This window comes from Micromonospora sp. NPDC005324 (genome assembly GCF_040607155.1).
GTDB classification, from domain to species: domain Bacteria; phylum Actinomycetota; class Actinomycetes; order Mycobacteriales; family Micromonosporaceae; genus Micromonospora; species Micromonospora trifolii.
This window is the reverse complement of the sequence record NZ_JBEXGE010000017.1, coordinates 40,927-57,856: the sequence shown is the minus strand read 5'-3', so window position 1 is coordinate 57,856 and position 16,930 is coordinate 40,927. Positions and strand designations below refer to the sequence as shown.

Sequence of the window (16,930 nt, the reverse complement as noted above, 5' to 3'; positions counted from 1 at the left end):
GTGGTGCTGGAACGGGCCCTGGATGAGGACGAGATCATCACGCATGTCGCGGGTGTGGATATCGGTAAGGCATCGCTGGTGTGCTGCGCGCGAGTGCCGGACGAGGCGCATGCGGGACGGCGGTTGCAGGAGGTGCGGACCTACCCGACGATGACCCGATCGTTGATCGGGCTGGCCGAACGGTTGGCCGCCCTCGGGGTGACTCGGGTGGTGATGGAAGCCACCAGTGACTACTGGAAGCCGGTGTTTTACCTGTTGGAAGCGCACGGTTTTGAGGTGTGGCTGGTCAACGCCCGCGACGTGAAGCATCTACCGGGCCGGCCGAAGACCGACAAGCTGGACGCGGTGTGGTTGTGCAAGGTCGCCGAACGGCAGATGATCCGGCCGAGTTTCGTGCCACCCTCGCCGATCCGGATGCTGCGGGACCTGACCCGCTACCGGGTTGATCTGATCGCCGAGGCCGGGGCGGAACGTAACCGGGCCGAGAAGCTGCTCGAAGACGCGCAGATCAAGCTGTCGGTCGTGGTCAGTGACCTGTTCGGCACGTCCGGGCGGGCGATGATGGCCGCGCTGATCGCCGGTCAGCGCGACCCTCGCACGTTGGCTGAACTGGCCCGGTCCAGCCTGCGCCGCAAGATCCCCGCGCTGCAGGAAGCCCTTACCGGCCACTTCACCGACCATCACGCGTTCCTGCTGGGCAAGATGATCGCCCGGGTCGAGCAGGTCGAGGCCGACATCCGCGACTTCGACGCCCGGATCGAGGCGCAACTGGCCCCTTTCGCCCCGGCGGCGGCCCGACTGCTTGACATCCCCGGGGTCGGCCCGGCCGCCGCAGCCGCGATCATCGCCGAGATCGGCGTGGACATGACCCGCTTCCCCACCCCGGCCCACCTAGCGGGCTGGGCCAAGTTCGCCCCCGGCGTCAAGGAGTCAGCCGGCCGCCGCAAAGGCAACGGATCAACCGGGCACGGGAACCGCTACCTCGCCCGCGTCCTCGGACAGATCGCGGTTTCCGCCGCCCGGACCAGCACATTCCTCGGCGAACGATATCGGCGCATCGCCCGACGACGCGGCGCCAAACGCGCGATCGTCGCAGTCGGCCGCTCTGTCCTGACCATCATCTGGCACCTGCTGTCCAACCCCGAAGCCCGCTTCCACGACCTCGGAGCCGACTTCTACCTCACCCGCACCGACACCGAACGCCGCAAACGCAACCACATCCACCAACTCGAAGCCCTCGGCTACCGCGTCACCCTCGACCTCGCCGCATAACCACCACCCACCCAGCAAGAACCATCCCGCTCCGCTTCGCTCCGCGGGATGCTGCCGCGCGTCTACGTGCGGTTCGATTTTCGAGTTAGGGGGTGCGGACTGCTTCCAGGGCCAGTAGGGCTACGTGTAGGGAGAGGCTTGCCTCTACCGAATCGAGGTCCACGTCGAGGATGCGGGCGATGCGGGCCAGGCGTTCGTAGAAGGCCGGCCGGGACAGGTGGGCCGCGGCGGCACCTGCGGACTTGTTGCGTCCCTGCTCCAGGTAGGCGCGCAGGGTGTCGAGGAGCCGTTCCCGGGGGTGCCGGGCGTCGTACTCCAGCAGCGCGCCGAGTTCACGCTCCACGAACGTCTGGAGGCGGGGCTCGTCGCGCAGCAGGTGCAGCAGCCCGGCCAGGCCGACGTGCGGCAGTCGGAAGACCGGCAGCTCGCGCCGGTCCCGCCGGGCCGCCTCGGCGATCTGCCGCGCCTCGACCAGCGACCGTCGGGCCTCCCGCAGGGTGCCCACCCCGGAGCCGGCGGCAATGATCACGCCACCCGGGCCAGCACCCCGGAACGGATCGACACCGACCCCCGTTCGAGCGGCCTCGACACCGAACACCGCGCGGGCCGGATCGGCGCCGACCGCCGCACGGGAAGCGTCGGATGCGGGACGGGGCATGTCGACGCCGGAGGCGGCCCGAGCCGGTTCGGCACCGGGTGCCGGCCGGCCGGTGCCGGCGTCGAGGCGTACCCGACGAAGGGCGCTGGCGAACGCGGACAGCGCGCGGTCCTCGGCGGCCGGGTCCGGTAGGGCCAGCAGCGCGCCCACCGAGTGGTCGTCGACGGCGCTGGTCAGCGCGGTCAGCTTCGCCTCCCGTAGGGCCTGGCCGACCGCCTCGGAGAGATCGCGTAGCCGGGCCTGGCCGGCCTCGGGGCCGACCTCCCCGGCGGGGTCGTCGGCACGGTGCCGGACCATGACGCCGACCAGGTGCCGCCGGTCGAGCACCACGCCGAGCGCCTTGGCCCGCAGCCCGACCTCGTCCACCGGGCGGGAGTGGTCGAGCAGCGCGGTGAGCAGGGTGCGGTGGATCTGCCGTTCCAGGCCCTCGGCGTCGCGGCGGATCAGCCGGCCCAGCGCGAGGGTGGACGCGGCCCGCTCGATCAGAATGGTGAGCCGGGTGGGCGAGCCCGGTTCGACGGCCTGGGCGCTGGGCACGTCCCCGCTGGCCGGCCAGCGCAGCAGCAGCCGACCCCAGTCCTGCCCTCGGGCGCCGACGGTGGTCACCAGCCAACCGCTGTCCGCGTCGTACGCGGTCCGCCCGGCCGGGCGGATCCGCCGGGAGTGCTGCTCCCAGCCGTCCAGCAGCAGCTCGGCGCTCTCGCCCGCCGGGTCGTACCCGAGCACCTGCCGGGACAGGTTCTCCAGCACCACCGGGCAACCGGACAGCTCGGCGGCCTGTCGGATCACCTCGGCGGCGTCGGCACCCTCCACGGAGAGGTCGTTGAACCGCTGGTGGATCTCCTCGGTGGCGCGCAGCTCGGTGAGCTGCGCGTCGACGATCAGCGCGTGCACCGCCTCGGTGATCCGGACGAACGGGGTGGCCCGACGCAGCTCCACCAGGGGCAGCCCGCGCCGTTCGGCGGCGGCGGCCATCACCCGGGGCACCCCGCTGACGTACCGGCGGCCCAGCTCGACGACGAGCCCGGAGACTCCGACGTCGGCGAGATCGCCGATGAACGCGCGCAACCCGGCGTCGTCCCCGGGCAGACCGATGCCGGTGGTGAGCACCAGTTCACCACCGCCGAGCAGCGTGGCGATGTCCGGCACCTCAGCGACGTGCACCCAGCGGACGGGTCGGTCCAGCCCCTCGTCGCCGGCGACGACGCGTGGCGCGCCGTGGCGGACCGGGTCCAGGGCGAGGACCTCACGGACGGTAGGGAACACGGCCGCCACGCTACCGTCCGTGACGCCGGAACTCGACTTGCCACCGGCGTGAGGGGTCAGTCGACGCCGAACTCCATCGCGGCGCGGTCGAGGGCCTCATCCTCGGCCGAGGCGACGCCCCGGGACGCGATGGCCTCCGCGCCGCCCTCGTGCATCGCGCCGATCAACCCGGTCGAGGCGGCCTGCGCGGCCCCGATCATCCGCTGCGTGTTCCCGCCGCCGACCAGGCCGAGGGAGGCGTACTGCTCCAGCTTCGACCGCGAGTCGGCGATGTCCAGGTTGCGCATGGTGAGCTGACCGATCCGGTCCGACGGACCGAACGCCGAGTCCTCGGTACGCTCCATCGACAGCTTGTCGGGGTGGTAGCTGAACGACGGGCCGGTGGTGTCCAGGATCGAGTAGTCCTCGCCCCGGCGCAGCCGCAACGTCACCTCGCCGGTGACCGCCGTGCCGACCCACCGCTGCAACGACTCGCGCAGCATCAGCGCCTGCGGGTCCAGCCAGCGGCCCTCGTACATCAGCCGACCGAGGCGGCGACCCTCGTTGTGGTAGTTCGCCAGGGTGTCCTCGTTGTGGATGGCGTTGACCAGCCGCTCGTACGCGTAGTGCAGCAGCGCCATCCCGGGCGCCTCGTAGATGCCGCGACTCTTGGCCTCGATGATCCGGTTCTCGATCTGGTCCGACATGCCCAGGCCGTGCCGGCCGCCGATGGCGTTGGCCTCCAGCACCAGGTCGACGGCGCTGCCGAACTCCTTGCCGTTGATCGTGACCGGGCGGCCCTGGTCGAAGCCGACGGTGACGTCCTCGGTCGGGATCTCCACCGACGGGTCCCAGAACCGGACGCCCATGATCGGGTTGACCGTCTCGATGCCGGTGTCGAGGTGCTCCAGGGTCTTCGCCTCGTGCGTGGCGCCCCAGATGTTGGCGTCGGTCGAGTACGCCTTCTCGGTGCTGTCCCGGTAGGGCAGGCCGCGTTCGAGCAGCCACTCGGACATTTCCTTACGCCCACCCAGCTCGGTGACGAAGGCGGTGTCGAGCCACGGCTTGTAGATGCGCAGCATCGGGTTGGCCAGCAGGCCGTACCGGTAGAACCGCTCGATGTCGTTGCCCTTGAAGGTCGAGCCGTCGCCCCAGATCTGGACGTCGTCGGCGACCATCGCCCGCACCAGCAGGGTGCCGGTCACGGCGCGGCCCAGCGGGGTGGTGTTGAAGTACGCCCGCCCGCCGGTGCGGATGTGGAAGGCGCCGCAGGTCAACGCGGCAAGGCCCTCCTCGACCAGGGCGGCGCGGCAGTCGACCAAACGGCCGACCTCGGCGCCGTAGCTGAGCGCGCGGCCCGGCACCGAGGCGATGTCGGGCTCGTCGTACTGGCCGATGTCGGCGGTGTAGGCGCAGGGAATGGCGCCCTTGTCGCGCATCCACGCGACCGCGACCGAGGTGTCGAGGCCGCCGGAGAAGGCGATGCCGACACGTTCGCCGGTGGGCAGGGAGGTGAGAACCTTGGACACGGGGAAAATTATGCAATAGAACGCATGGCCATGCAAGCTGAAGCGATCTACTCGCCGCCGAACGGCGGATCGTCGCGGCCCAGCTCCCAGAACGCCACCGCCGCCGCGGCGGCCACGTTCAACGAGTCGACGCCGCGCCGCATCGGAAGGACCACCCGCACGTCGCTGGCGGCCTGGGCCGCCACGGTGAGACCGGGCCCCTCGGCGCCGAGCAGCAGCGCCGCCCGCTCGCGCTGCGCCGGGGTCAGCCGCTGGATCGGTACGGCGTCCGGCGCGGGCGTCATGGCGAGCACCGTGAAGCCGGCCTCGCGTACCTGGTCCAGGCCCTCGGGCCAGCTGTCGAGCTTCGCGTACGGCATCGCGAAGACCTCACCCATGCTGACCCGGACACTGCGCCGGTACAGCGGGTCGGCGCAGGACGGCGACAGCAGCACCGCGTCGATGCCGAGCGCTGCGGCACCCCGGAAGACCGCACCGAGGTTGGTGTGGTTGTTCACGTCCTCCAGGAGCACGACCCGGCGCGCGGCGGCGAGCACCTCGGCCGCCGTCGGCAGCGGCCGGCGGTGGAACGACGCCAGCACCCCCCGGTGTACGTGGAAGCCGGTGGCCCGTTGCAGCACGTCCTGGGTCGCGGCGTAGACCGGCGCGTCGCCGGTGTCCAGGTCGGCGAGCTGGTCGACCCGCTTGGCGTCGACCAGGTACGACCGGGCCGGGTAGCCCGCGCGCAGCGCCCGGCGCAGCACCAGCTCCCCCTCGGCGATGAACAGGCCGTGCGGCGGTTCCCAGCGGGTGCGCAGCTCGACGTCGGTGAGCGCACGGTAGTCGGCGATCCGGTCGTCGTCAGGGTCGGTGATCTGATGGACGGGCACCCGACGATTCTGCCGGATGCGGAGCAGCACGCTTCGAGGCCCGCCCGGCGGGGTGTTTTGTCCGAAGAAGAAGGGGAATGGCCCGCAGGCATCGGACGTGACGGGAAGGACCAGCCAGGTGAGCGCAGACGACACCACGCCGGGCGGAGCGGGCACCCTGCCCCGGCGTCCGACCGTCGCCGACCACATCGTGTCGCGGCTGTTCAGCTGGGGCGTACACCGGTACTTCGGCTATCCCGGCGACGGCATCAACGGCATGACCTCCGCGCTGCAACGCACCAACGGGCGGGCCCAGTTCATCCAGGTCCGGCACGAGGAGACCGCGGGCTTCGCCGCCTCCGCGCACGTCAAGTACGGCGGCGGGCCACTGGGCTGCGCAATGGTCACCAGCGGGCCGGGCGCCATCCACCTGCTCAACGGCCTGTACGACGCGAAGCTCGACCATCAACCGGTCATCGCCCTCGTCGGTCACACCGCGACCACCGCCGAGGGCGGCGGCTACTACCAGGAGGTCGACCTGCTCGCCCTCTACAAGGACGTGGCAGCGGCGTTCCTGGCCCAGCTCGACCACCCGGCGCAGGTACGTCACCTGGTCGACCGGGCGTGCCGGACGGCGCTGGCCCGGCGTACCGTCACCGCCCTGATCCTGCCCCTGGACCTCCAGGACGAGCCGGCCGTCCCGAACCCGCCGCACGCGCACGGCTACTACCAGACCAGCAACGCGCCGAGCAGCACACCGACGATCCCGCCGGAGGCTGACGTACGCCGGGCCGCCGAGGTGCTGCGCGGCGGACAACGGGTGGCGATGCTGGTCGGCCAGGGTGCCCTCGGCGCGCGCGACGAGGTCCGCGAGATCGCCGATCGGCTCGGGGCGGGCGTGGCCACCGCGCTGCTCGGCTTCACCGCCGTCGACCACCGCGAACCGTGGGTGACCGGCGCGATCGGGCTGCTCGGCACCCGACCGAGCTGGCAGCTGATGAACGGCTGCGACCGGCTGCTGATCGTGGGCAGCAACATGCCGTACTCGGAGTTCTACCCGCCGCCCGGCCAGGCCCGCGCGGTGCAGATCGACCTGGACGGCACCCAACTCGGGCTGCGGTACCCGACCGAGGTGAACCTGACCGGCGACGCCCGCCCCACGCTGCGGGCGTTGCTGAACGAACTGGGCCCCGGCCCCGGACCGACCGCCTGGCGGGCCGAGATCACCGAGGCCACCTCGGCGTGGCGCCGGGTCCAACAGGACCTGGCCGAGCAGACCGCCGACCCGGTCAACCCGCAGTTGCTCTTCCACACCCTGAACGAGCGGCTGCCCGACGACGTGCTGCTCGCTGTCGACTGCGGCACCACCACCGCCTGGTACGCCCGACACCTCCAGGTACGCCCCAGCATGCTGGCCAGCCTCTCCGGCACGCTGCTGTCCATGGGTGGCGCCATGCCGTACGCGTTGAGCGCCAAGTTCGCCCACCCGGACCGGCCGCTGGTCGCGCTGATCGGCGACGGCGCCATGCAGATGAACGGCGTCAACGAGCTGATCACCGTGGCGAAGTACTGGCGCAGTTGGGCCGACCCGCGCTTCGTGGTGCTGGTGCTCAACAACCGGGATCTGGCGTTCGTCAGCTGGGAACAGCGCTCCACCGAGGGGACGCCGATGTTCCCGGACAGCCAGCAGTTGCCGGACATCGCCTACCACCAGTGGGCGGAGGTGCTCGGGCTGCACGGCGAGCTGATCGACTCACCGGACCAGGTGCGGGACGTCTGGGACCGGGCGCTCACCGCCGACCGGCCGGTGGTGATCAACGCCCTGGTCGACCCCGCGGAGCTGATGCTGCCACCGCACTTCACCGTCGAGCAGGCCCGCAAGACCGCGGCGGCGGTGCTACGCGGCGACACCGACTGGGCCGGAATCATCCGCCGCGGCCTCCCCGCCACCCTGGCCAGCTACCGCCCCCGCCGCCGCCAACCCTGACCCACCCCACCCCACCCCACGCCACCCCACGCCACGCCACGCCACGCCACGCCACGCCACGCCACGCCGATCTTGCCCCACCCCACCTCGCGCCGCTCCGCCCCACCTCACCCCGCGCCGATCTTGCACTTTCTGCGCGGACAAATCCCCGCAAAAGGTGCTATTCGGCGACCGAAAGTGCAAGATCGCGGGGGTTGGGCGGGGCGGGTCGCGGGGGGGTGGGGCGGGTCTCGGGGGTGGGGCGGGTGAGGGTGGGCGGGCGGGAGGGCGGAGGGTGGGGCGGTCAGCCTCGGCGGTCTAGCCAGCGTTGGAGGGCTGAGCGGGGGTTGTCGTCGCTGGGGTCCGGCTGGCGGTTTGGGACCGTTGGGCGCTCCACCGGGCGGTGCGGGTCGCCGGCCAAGTCGTGGCTCGGCGCGACGAACGCCTTCTGCGGCTGGCCCTTCACGGCGGTGGCGATGACCCGGGCGACCGCGTCGATCACCTTGGTCTGCACCGCCGAGCCCACCGAGTCGGCCGGGTCGTCCGGGTTGGCGGCGATACCGGCCACCGCGACCTGCGGGGTGAAGCCGACGAACGTCTCGGTGGAGTTCTGCTCCGAGCTACCCGTCTTACCAGCCACCGGTCGGCCGTCGAGGATGTCGTTCACACCGGTGGCGGTGCCGCCGTTGCACTGACCGAACGCCGACTGCTGACCCACCGGGCAGCGCGCCGCGTCGGTAGCGGCACGGGCGACGTCGACGTCGAGCACCCGCTTGCAGGAGGGCTGCCCCACCGGCACCTTCGTGCCGTCCGCGCCGGTCACCGAGACCACCGGCACCGGCGTGCAGTAGGTGCCCTCGGCCGCCACCGTGGCGTACGCGTTGGCGAGGTCCAGCGGGGTGGTGGCCGCCACGCCGAGGGTGAACGAACCCCAGTTCGCGGCGTTGTTCCTGGCGAAGGCGGCGTCCGAGTCGGCGCGGAACGTGATGCCGAGCCGCTGCGCCATCTGGACCACCTTGTCCTGGCCGACCTGCTCGGCCAGCCAGACGAAGTAGGTGTTCACCGAGCGACCGAAGCCGTCCCACATCATCCGGTACCCGTCCATCCAGTCCGGGTTGGCGTTCGCCGGGCACCAGTGGCCGTCACAGCTGCCCGGCCCCTCGGCGGGGTACCGGGTGGGCAGCTTGGCGGGCGCGTCGAAGCCGGTGGAGAGGGTACGGCCCGACTCCAGCGCGGCGAGCATGGTGAACAGCTTGAACGTCGAACCCGCCTGGTACCCGTCGACGCTGGCTCCTCCGGAGATCAACGGGTTGACGGTGTTGGGGTAGTTCGCCTGCCCGGGCGGGTTATCGGCGAGGCTGTAGTGCCGGTTGACCGCCATCGCCAACACCCGCCCGGTGCCCGGCTGGACCGCCGCGATCGGCAGGGCGCGCTTGTTGTCGTAGGAGTAGACCTTGGTGGCCTGCTGCTGCGCGGTCGCCTGGATCTTCGGGTCCAGCGAGGTGACCACCGTGTAGCCGCCCGAACGCAGCGCCTGCTCGCGCTCCGCGACGGTGGCCCCGAAAGCCGGCTGGGTCAGCCACCACTGGCGCAGGTAGTCGCAGAAGTAGCCCCAGTCGTCGTGGCCCTGGGAGACGGCGGTGCAGCCGTTGGGCTGGGCGGTGGGGTGCAGGGCCAGCGGTTCGGCCTTGGCCTGGGCGGCCTGCGCGGCGGTGATCGCGTTGGTGGCGACCATCGAGTCCAGCACGTACGACCGGCGGGCCACCGCCTCGTCCTTGTCGCCGCTGATCGGGCTGTACGCGTCCGGGGACTGCACCAGACCGGCCAGCAGGGCCGACTCGCCGAGGGTCAACTGCGCCGGTGGCTTGCCGAAGTACCGCTGGCTGGCCGCCGCGATCCCGTACGCGCCGGAGCCGAAGTAGGCGATGTTCAGGTACCGGTCGAGGATCTCGTCCTTGCCGAGGCTCTTGTCCAGCGCGCTCGCGTACCGGATCTCCTGGATCTTGCGCCCGACGGTGGGGTCGGTGGCGGCGGCGCGCTCCTCGGCGGTGCGGGTGGGGTCGGTCTTGAGCACGTTACGGACGTACTGCATGGTCAGCGTCGAGCCGCCCTGCTCGGTGCCGCCACCCTTGACGTTGGCCACCAGCGCCCGCGCCAGGCCGCGCAGGTCCGCGCCACCGTGGTCGTAGAAGCGCCGGTCCTCGGCCGCCACGATCGCCTGCCGCATGACCGGGGCGATCTCCGACAGGGGGACGTCGGTGCGGTTCACGTCGTAGAACGTGGTGATCAGCGTCTTGCCGTCGTTGGCGTAGAGGTACGAACGCTGCGGCGTGGCCGGGGTCTTCAGCGAGGCGGGCAACGCGGCGTACGACCCGAGCGCGGAGCGGGCGGTGAGCCCGAGCAGCAGGTTGCCCGGCAGCGCGGCGACTGCGAGGACAAGCCCGGCCAGCACGCCGGCGAGCAGCACTGTGAACAGCCGCGACAGCGGCGAGCGGAGGGCGGCCATGCTCCCCAGGATTGCCATGAAAGCCGCCAACAGACCACCCCCACCCCGCGATTGTCAGCAACTTCACGCCCACCCACCAGCCAACTCCCACCCCGCACCCCACCCCGCACCCCGCCCCCACCCCGCCCCGCGCCCCGCCCCCACCCCGGCCCCCACCCCGGCGACGGCCGGGCACGGGCCGGGCGCTCGGCCCGCGTTGATCATGAAGTTATTGCCATGACACGCCGAGGCCGAGAGCAATAACTTCATGATCAACGGGCGAGGGGGCCTGGGGCCGAGGGGGATGGGGTGGGTGGGATGGGGCGGGCGGATGGGATGAGATTGGGGTGGGTTAGGGGTTGGGGTTACTCAGGCTGGCGGTGGCGGCATCTCTGGCGGTTTCGCGGGGCATCAGGCGGCCGGAGCGGTAGCCGATGCCGATGCCGGCGATCAGCACGAAGATCGCGCCGAAGGTCTGCAACGAGCCGATCAGGGCACCGCCGAGGCCGAGCAGCGGCGCGGCGATGATCAGCATGACGCCGTCGCCGAGACTGAAGGTGCCCGAGCGGGCCACCGCCCACCCGGTGAGGAACCAGCCCGCGCTGTAGAACGTCGCCCCGAGCAGGACCAGCGACCGCGCGGTGGCGCCGAAGACCGGCGTCTGCTCCTCGAACCCGGCGAACGGCAGCATCAGCACGGTGCCGGCGATGCTCACCAGCAGCCCGGCGGCGGCCACCCGGCGGCTGCGGGTCGCGGCCAGCAGCCCGGTGAGCGCCAGCAGCGCGAGCAGGCCGAGCCAGACCGCTGCCACCCAACCGATCAGGTACACCGCCCGGCCGTCGGCCGGGTAGGGGTCGTTGCCCACCCCTCCGTCGCTGGCCATCGCCACCGCGCCGTAGAGGATGGCGTACGCGGGCAGCAGCCAGACCGCCGCGCGTGCGAACCGACGCACCGACCAGGCCCAACTGGCGTTCGTGGCGGGGGCGCCCGGGGTCGGCTCGCCGACGAAGGGCAGTACGCCGAACCCGCCACCGTTGCGCCGGGAGCCCAGCGGGGCGACCGGGTCGTGCGCGCCGGGCACCGGGGCCGAGGACCACATCCGATTCGCCGGATCCTTCATGCGTCACCTCGCTCGTCGTCGAGCGGTGCACCGACGCGCCGGGGCGCCCCGATTGCCTGGTCACCACCCGTCCTAGGACCGATCGTGGCAGGCGTCGGAGCGCCCCATGAGTCTTTCTCGTATTAAGGCCTGATTAGCCGCGCTCGCGCTGGTCGGCCGGGTCCTCGACGAGGCTGGTCGGCGACACCGGCTCCGGCGCGGGCAGCCCCTTCGGACCCTGGCCGCCGGTGGCCTGCGCCTCGGCGACGCGTACCTCGTCGTGGATCTGCTGGGCGGCGTCCGCCGCGGCCTGCGCCGCCTCGGCGGCCTCGCGCTCGACCTGGCTCGCGTGTTCGGCCGCCTCCGGCGCGGGCAGATCCCCCACCATCTGGCTCAGCCCGCCGAGCGCGCCACCCATCCCCTCCAGGGCCTTGGTCAGCTCGGCCGGGATGATCCAGACCTTGTTGGCGCTGCCCTGGGCGATCTGCGGCAGAGCCTGCAGGTACTGGTAGGCGAGCACCTTCTGGCTCGGGTTGGCCTGGTGGATCGCGTCGAAGACCGTCCGGATCGCCTTCGCCTGACCCTCGGCCTGCAGGATCCGGGCCTGCCGGTCACCGTCGGCCCGCAGCACCGCCGACTGCTTGTCACCCTCGGCGGTGAGGATCACCGACTGCTTGTGCCCCTCGGCGGTCAGGATCGCCGCACGGCGGTCCCGCTCGGCGCGCATCTGCTTCTCCATCGAGTCGCGGATGCTGGCCGGCGGCTCGATCGCCTTGATCTCGACCCGGGTCACCTTGATGCCCCAGCGGCCGGTGGTCTCGTCCAGCACACCCGAGAGGTGCCGGTTGATCTCGTCGCGGCTGGTCAGCGCCCGCTCCAGATCGAGCGAACCGATCACGTTACGCAACGTGGTCACGGTCAACTGCTCGATGGCCTGGAGGAAGCTGGAGATCTCGTAGGTCGCCCGGACCGAGTCGACCACCTTGAAGTAGAGAACCGTGTCGATCGACACCACCAGGTTGTCCGAGGTGATCACCGGCTGCGGCGGGAAGCTGACCACCTGCTCCCGCATGTCGACCTTCGTGCGGACCGCGTCGATGAACGGCACCAGCAGGTTGAGGCCGGGGCTGAGGGTGCGCTTGTACTTGCCGAGCCGTTCCACCACGTCCTGGCGCTGCTGCGGCACGATCCGCACCGCCTTGGCCAGCGTTATCACGGCGATCAACGCCACCGCGATCACCACCACCCCGATTAAGGTCATCCCGTTCACCCTCTCGATTCCGGCAACTCGCCGGCGGAAGAAACATCGTCCTGCCACACCAGGGCGGTAGCGCCCCGGACCTTTATCACCCGAACCCGTTGACCGGGGTCGTAGACCTGTGTCGTGTCGTACGACCGGGCGCTCCACAACTCACCGTCGATCTTGACGAGACCCTGCTCGGCGTCCACCCGTTCCAGCACCAGCGCCGTGGAGCCCTCGATCGCCTCCACGCCGAACGGCTGCTCGCCGCTCTCCAGCGCGGAGCGGCTGTGCCGCCGGATGACCGGTCGGACCACCACCAGGCTCAACGCCGACACCACAGCGAAGACCAGCGCCTGCACGGCGACCGGCGCGCCGAGAGCGGCCGCACCGGCGGCGGCGAACGCACCGGCACCGAACATGATCAGAAATAGCGTCGTCGTGAAAATCTCGGCGACGGCCAGCAGCACACCCACAACGATCCACACGACGGCGTCCACCCCCCGATCGTGACACGCAAATGCACGCGCGACCTCCCCGCGAAGATCAGTAAGCTCGGCGAGGCCCTTTCCGGCCCGCCAAAACACCACGAATCGGCGGCCCGACCCGAGGAGATTTCGTTGACCCTGCTACCCGAGACCGCCCGACAGATCGACACCCGGGTCGCCCAGGCGCAGGCCGACGGTCACACCCCGTCGCTGGTGCTGGGCGTGGTCCGCGACGGCACGCTGGCGCATCTGGCGCTCGCCGGCGACCACCCCCGCCCGGATGTCGACCTGCAGTACCGGGTGGGCTCGATCAGCAAGACGATGACCGCCACCCTGATCATGCAGTTGCGCGACGCCGGCCGGCTGGCCCTCAACGACCGGCTGGAGCAGCACCTGCCGGGCACCGGCGTGGGCGCGCTCACAGTGCTCCAACTGCTCGGCCACGCCAGCGGCATCCAGCGCGAACCCGCTGGCGACTGGTGGGAGCGGGCGGCGGGCGTCGACCTCACCACACTGCTCGCCGAGGTCGACGCCGACAAGATCGCTTACCCGCCGCACCGCGCGTACCACTACTCCAACCTGGCGTACGGGCTGCTCGGCGGGTTGCTCGAACGGCTCACCGGGACATCCTGGGCCGACCTGCTCGACGAACGGATCCTCACCCCGTTGGGCCTGCGCCGCACCACCTACGCGGCCACCGAGCCGTACGCCCGCGGCTACGTCGTCCACCCCTGGCACGGCACAGTGCGCGAGGAACCCCGTACCGACACCGGCGCCATGGCCCCCGCCGGGCAGCTCTGGTCGACGATCGAGGACCTGGGTCGCTGGGCCGCGTTCCTGGCCGACCCCGACCCGTCGGTGCTGGCCGCCGAGACCCTGACCGAGATGTGCGCCCCCGTGGTGATCAGCGACCTCGACTCCTGGACCGGCGGGCACGGCCTGGGGCTGGAGCTCTACCGGGACGGCGAGCGCGTGTACGTCGGGCACGGCGGCTCGATGCCCGGGTACGTGGCCGCCCTCCTGGTGCACCGACCCACCCGGACCGCCGTGGTCGGCTTCGCCAACTCGTACGGCTTCCCGATCACCGGGCTCGGCCGCCAACTGCTGACCACCGTGCTGGACGCCGAGCCGGCGTTCCCGCAGCCGTGGCGGCCGGCCACCGCCGCGCCCGCGGCCGAGCTGGCCGAGCTGACCGGTCGCTGGTGGTGGATGGGCACTTCGCTGGACCTGAGCTGGGACGCGGGTGACCTGGTGGCGCACGTACGCGGTGAGCGGGTCAGCCGGTTCACCGCCGAGGGGCCGGACCGCTGGCGGGGACGTTCCGGCCCGGAGAACGGCGAGATCCTGTCGGTGCTGCGCGACGACAGCGGACGGGCGCGGGCGGTCGACATCGCCACGTTCGTCTTCACGCGCAACCCGGACGAGGTTCCCTGACCCGCCGCCGGGCGGATCTGGCGGACCAGGCGGTCAGGCCGGCTCGGTGACGAAGTCGATGAGGCGTTCCATGGCGTTGATCAGAGGGGTCTCCACGTCGGCGAAGCTGTTCACCCGGGACAGGATGTGCCGCCACATGTCGGCCGGCTCGGCCACCCCGAGGGCCGCGCAGACCCCCTTCTTCCACGGCCGTCCCGGCGGCACCACCGGCCAGGCCGCGATGCCCAGCGCGGCCGGCTTGACCGCCTGCCACACGTCGATGTAGGGGTGCCCGGTCACCAGCACGTGCGGCGAGTTCACCCGGGCGACGATCCTGCTCTCCTTGCTGCCCGGCACCAGGTGGTCGACGAGCACGCCGAGTCGTCGGGTCGGGCCGGGGCCGAAGTCGCGTACCTCCGCGTCGAGAGCGTCGATGCCGTCCAACGGCTCGACCACGACGCCCTCGATCCGTAGGTCGTCGCCCCAGATCCGCTCGACCAGCGCGGCGTCGTGGATGCCCTCCACCCAGATTCGGCTGGCCTTCGCCACCTGGGCCCGGACGTTGTCCACGGCGACCGAACCGGACGCGGTCCGCCGACGGGCCGCCGGCACCGCGGCGCGGGTCGGGCGGCGCAGCGTCACCGGGCTGCCGTCGAGCAGGAACGCCGCCGGCAGCAGCGGGAAGTTGCGCCGTTTACCGTGCCGGTCCTCCAACACCACAGCGCCGGCCTCGAAGCCCACCACAGCGCCGCAGAACCCGGAGTCGGCGTCCTCGACCACGAGATCCGGTTCGGCGTCCACCTCGGGGGTGACCTTGCGCCGTCGCCAGTCGCCCGCCAACACGTCCTCGCCGTATCGCCCCGCCATGTCGATCACGCTAACCCCAGCCCGCGCCGACCTCACTCCCCGACACACCGCCCCGCGCTCCGACCGTCGGCCGCACACCCGCTTCGAGGGGCGGGGATCAGGGCGAACAGGGCAGTTGGGGGCAGGCCGGGCGACCGGAGCGGCAGCCGAGACAGGGCCGGTCGTGACCACGTACCCTTTCGGCATGTCCACCCCCGCAACGGGCGCGGTCACACTCGCGCCGCGCCGGTCCAGCCGGTTCGTTGCCTGGGTGCGCGCGTGGCGCGCCGGGTTGGTGCCGTACGACGAGGTCGCCGACGCCATCGCCGGCGACGAGGAACACCTCGTCGCGGACGCCCCGGGCACCTGGACCGACGTCCCGTTGGGTGCCGCGCTGCCCACCCTGGCCAAGCTCTCCCCGGACGAGATCCGCCTGGTGCTGCCCGCGCCGGGCGACCCGAGGGGCTTGCCCGGCCCCGGCGACTTCGCCGGTGCGGCGCTGGTCACGGGCGAGGCGGTGGTCGCCGGCGGGCTCGGGTTGATTCCCCAGGTGCGGCTGCACACCTCCGGCTCCGGAGACTGTTTCGAGACGGTGCTCTGGCGGGTCTACCCGCTGCCGGCCAACGCCCCCGCCGCGTCACTCTCGTTGCCGGGCGCCGCCGAGGCGGAGGCCGAGTTGGCCGCCGCGCTGGCCGAGACGACCGCCGTGCTGACCCGCCTCGACGTGGCCCAGTGGCGGCCCGAGCTGGCCGGCGCGCTGGCCGCGCTGCGCCGCCCGGACGGCACCACCGATCTGCCACCGGGCTTCGACCCGCGAGCCCGCCGGCTCTTCGCCCGGGCCGCGGTGCTCGACCGGGTGCTGGCGTTGGCCGGGCACGCCGCCCCGGGTGGTGCGATCAACAACTACGAGGCGCAGCAACGGGACGCGGCACTGCGGCCACTCACCGCTGCCTGCCGGCAGGCGCTGGTGGCCGCGTGCAACGCCCCCCTGCGCCCCTGACCACCGCCGGCACCACACGGCGGCGCGGTGGCCGAGGGCGACCAGGGCTGGTCAGATCTCGTCGAGCAGGTCCGCGACCGAGTTGATGATCCGGGACGGCCGGTACGGGTAACGCTCCGCCTCGGTGCGGCTGCTGATCCCGGTGAGCACCAGGATGGTCTCCAGCCCGGCCTCCAGGCCGCACAGGATGTCGGTGTCCATCCGGTCACCGATCATCGCGGTGCTCTCCGAGTGCGCGTTGATGGTGTTGAGCGCCGAGCGCATCATCATCGGGTTGGGCTTGCCGACGAAGTACGGCTCGACCCCGGTCGCCTTGGAGATCATGGCGGCGACCGAGCCGGCGGCGGGTAGCGCGCCCTCCACGGACGGGCCGGTCACGTCGGGGTTGGTGCAGATGAACCGGGCGCCGTCGTTGATCAGGCGGACGGCCTTGGTGATCGCCTCGAAGCTGTAGGTGCGGGTCTCGCCGAGCACCACGTAGTCGGGGGCGAAGTCGGTCAGCACGTAGCCGACGGCGTGCAGCGCCGTGGTCAGCCCGGCCTCACCGATGACGTACGCGGTGCCACCCGGCCGCTGGTCGGCGAGGAACTGGCCGGTGGCCAGGGCGGAGGACCAGATCGACTCCTCCGGCACGTTCAGCCCCATCCGGCTGAGCCGGGCCGTCAGGTCCCGTGGGGTGTAGATCGAGTTGTTGGTCAGCACCAGGAACGGCTTGCCGGAGGCGCGCATCCGGTTGATGAACTCCGGGGCGCCGGGCACCGGCTGGCCCTCGTGCACCAGCACGCCGTCCATGTCGGTCAGCCAACTCTGCACGGGCTTACGGTCATGCATGATGATCCTC

13 protein-coding genes are annotated in these 16,930 nt (G+C 71.7%); 4 read left to right on the top strand and 9 right to left on the bottom strand.

Annotation, left to right across the window (positions count from 1 at the left end; translation table 11 throughout):
• Positions 1 to 3: 3 nt before the first annotated feature.
• Positions 4 to 1,272: an IS110 family transposase gene (locus tag ABZS40_RS18960; protein WP_354944508.1), complete on the top strand. Its 1,269-nt coding sequence runs from the start codon at positions 4 to 6 to the stop codon at positions 1,270 to 1,272.
• Between the two features lie 85 nt (positions 1,273 to 1,357).
• Here the strand turns inward: ABZS40_RS18960 and ABZS40_RS18955 are convergent, their stop codons facing one another.
• From ABZS40_RS18955 to ABZS40_RS18945, 3 genes are read right to left on the bottom strand one after another with little or no spacing between them, the layout of a single operon-like run.
• Positions 1,358 to 3,205, bottom strand: coding sequence for a PucR family transcriptional regulator ligand-binding domain-containing protein (locus tag ABZS40_RS18955; RefSeq protein WP_354944507.1), 1,848 nt, complete (start codon positions 3,203 to 3,205; stop codon positions 1,358 to 1,360).
• Positions 3,206 to 3,252: 47 nt separating this feature from the next.
• Complete coding sequence (argG, locus tag ABZS40_RS18950; protein ID WP_354944506.1) at positions 3,253 to 4,704, bottom strand: argininosuccinate synthase; 1,452 nt, start codon at positions 4,702 to 4,704, stop codon at positions 3,253 to 3,255.
• Between the two features lie 47 nt (positions 4,705 to 4,751).
• On the bottom strand, positions 4,752 to 5,603 hold the full coding sequence (locus ABZS40_RS18945; RefSeq protein WP_354944505.1) for an RNA methyltransferase: 852 nt from the start codon (positions 5,601 to 5,603) through the stop codon (positions 4,752 to 4,754).
• A gap of 88 nt (positions 5,604 to 5,691) precedes the next feature.
• Between ABZS40_RS18945 and ABZS40_RS18940 the strand changes: the two genes are divergently transcribed.
• Positions 5,692 to 7,539 (top strand): thiamine pyrophosphate-requiring protein, encoded by a 1,848-nt coding sequence (locus ABZS40_RS18940; protein WP_354944504.1) that lies wholly within the window; start codon positions 5,692 to 5,694, stop codon positions 7,537 to 7,539.
• Between the two features lie 283 nt (positions 7,540 to 7,822).
• Here ABZS40_RS18940 and ABZS40_RS18935 read toward each other — a convergent pair whose 3' ends face one another.
• The 4 genes from ABZS40_RS18935 to ABZS40_RS18920 form a co-directional block, all read right to left on the bottom strand.
• On the bottom strand, positions 7,823 to 10,024 hold the full coding sequence (locus tag ABZS40_RS18935; RefSeq protein WP_354944503.1) for a transglycosylase domain-containing protein: 2,202 nt from the start codon (positions 10,022 to 10,024) through the stop codon (positions 7,823 to 7,825).
• 331 nt (positions 10,025 to 10,355) lie between these two features.
• On the bottom strand, positions 10,356 to 11,123 hold the full coding sequence (locus tag ABZS40_RS18930; RefSeq protein WP_354944502.1) for a hypothetical protein: 768 nt from the start codon (positions 11,121 to 11,123) through the stop codon (positions 10,356 to 10,358).
• Between the two features lie 133 nt (positions 11,124 to 11,256).
• Positions 11,257 to 12,363 (bottom strand): SPFH domain-containing protein, encoded by a 1,107-nt coding sequence (locus ABZS40_RS18925; protein WP_354944501.1) that lies wholly within the window; start codon positions 12,361 to 12,363, stop codon positions 11,257 to 11,259.
• Between the two features lie 5 nt (positions 12,364 to 12,368).
• A complete protein-coding gene (locus ABZS40_RS18920; RefSeq protein WP_354944500.1) occupies positions 12,369 to 12,842 on the bottom strand; it encodes an NfeD family protein in 474 nt (157 codons plus the stop codon).
• 120 nt (positions 12,843 to 12,962) lie between these two features.
• Here ABZS40_RS18920 and ABZS40_RS18915 point away from each other — a divergent pair, with 120 nt between their 5' ends.
• On the top strand, positions 12,963 to 14,264 hold the full coding sequence (locus tag ABZS40_RS18915) for a serine hydrolase domain-containing protein (RefSeq protein WP_354944499.1): 1,302 nt from the start codon (positions 12,963 to 12,965) through the stop codon (positions 14,262 to 14,264).
• 33 nt (positions 14,265 to 14,297) lie between these two features.
• Here the strand turns inward: ABZS40_RS18915 and ABZS40_RS18910 are convergent, their stop codons facing one another.
• On the bottom strand, positions 14,298 to 15,110 hold the full coding sequence (locus ABZS40_RS18910; RefSeq protein WP_354944498.1) for a DUF3097 domain-containing protein: 813 nt from the start codon (positions 15,108 to 15,110) through the stop codon (positions 14,298 to 14,300).
• A 184-nt stretch (positions 15,111 to 15,294) separates the two neighbouring features.
• Between ABZS40_RS18910 and ABZS40_RS18905 the strand changes: the two genes are divergently transcribed.
• Positions 15,295 to 16,089, top strand: a complete 795-nt coding sequence (locus ABZS40_RS18905; RefSeq protein ID WP_354944497.1) for a hypothetical protein — start codon at positions 15,295 to 15,297, stop codon at positions 16,087 to 16,089.
• 51 nt (positions 16,090 to 16,140) lie between these two features.
• On the opposite strand, the gene ABZS40_RS18900 is transcribed toward ABZS40_RS18905, so the two are convergent.
• Positions 16,141 to 16,920, bottom strand: coding sequence for an HAD-IIA family hydrolase (locus tag ABZS40_RS18900; protein ID WP_354944496.1), 780 nt, complete (start codon positions 16,918 to 16,920; stop codon positions 16,141 to 16,143).
• Between the last annotated feature and the right edge of the window lie 10 nt (positions 16,921 to 16,930).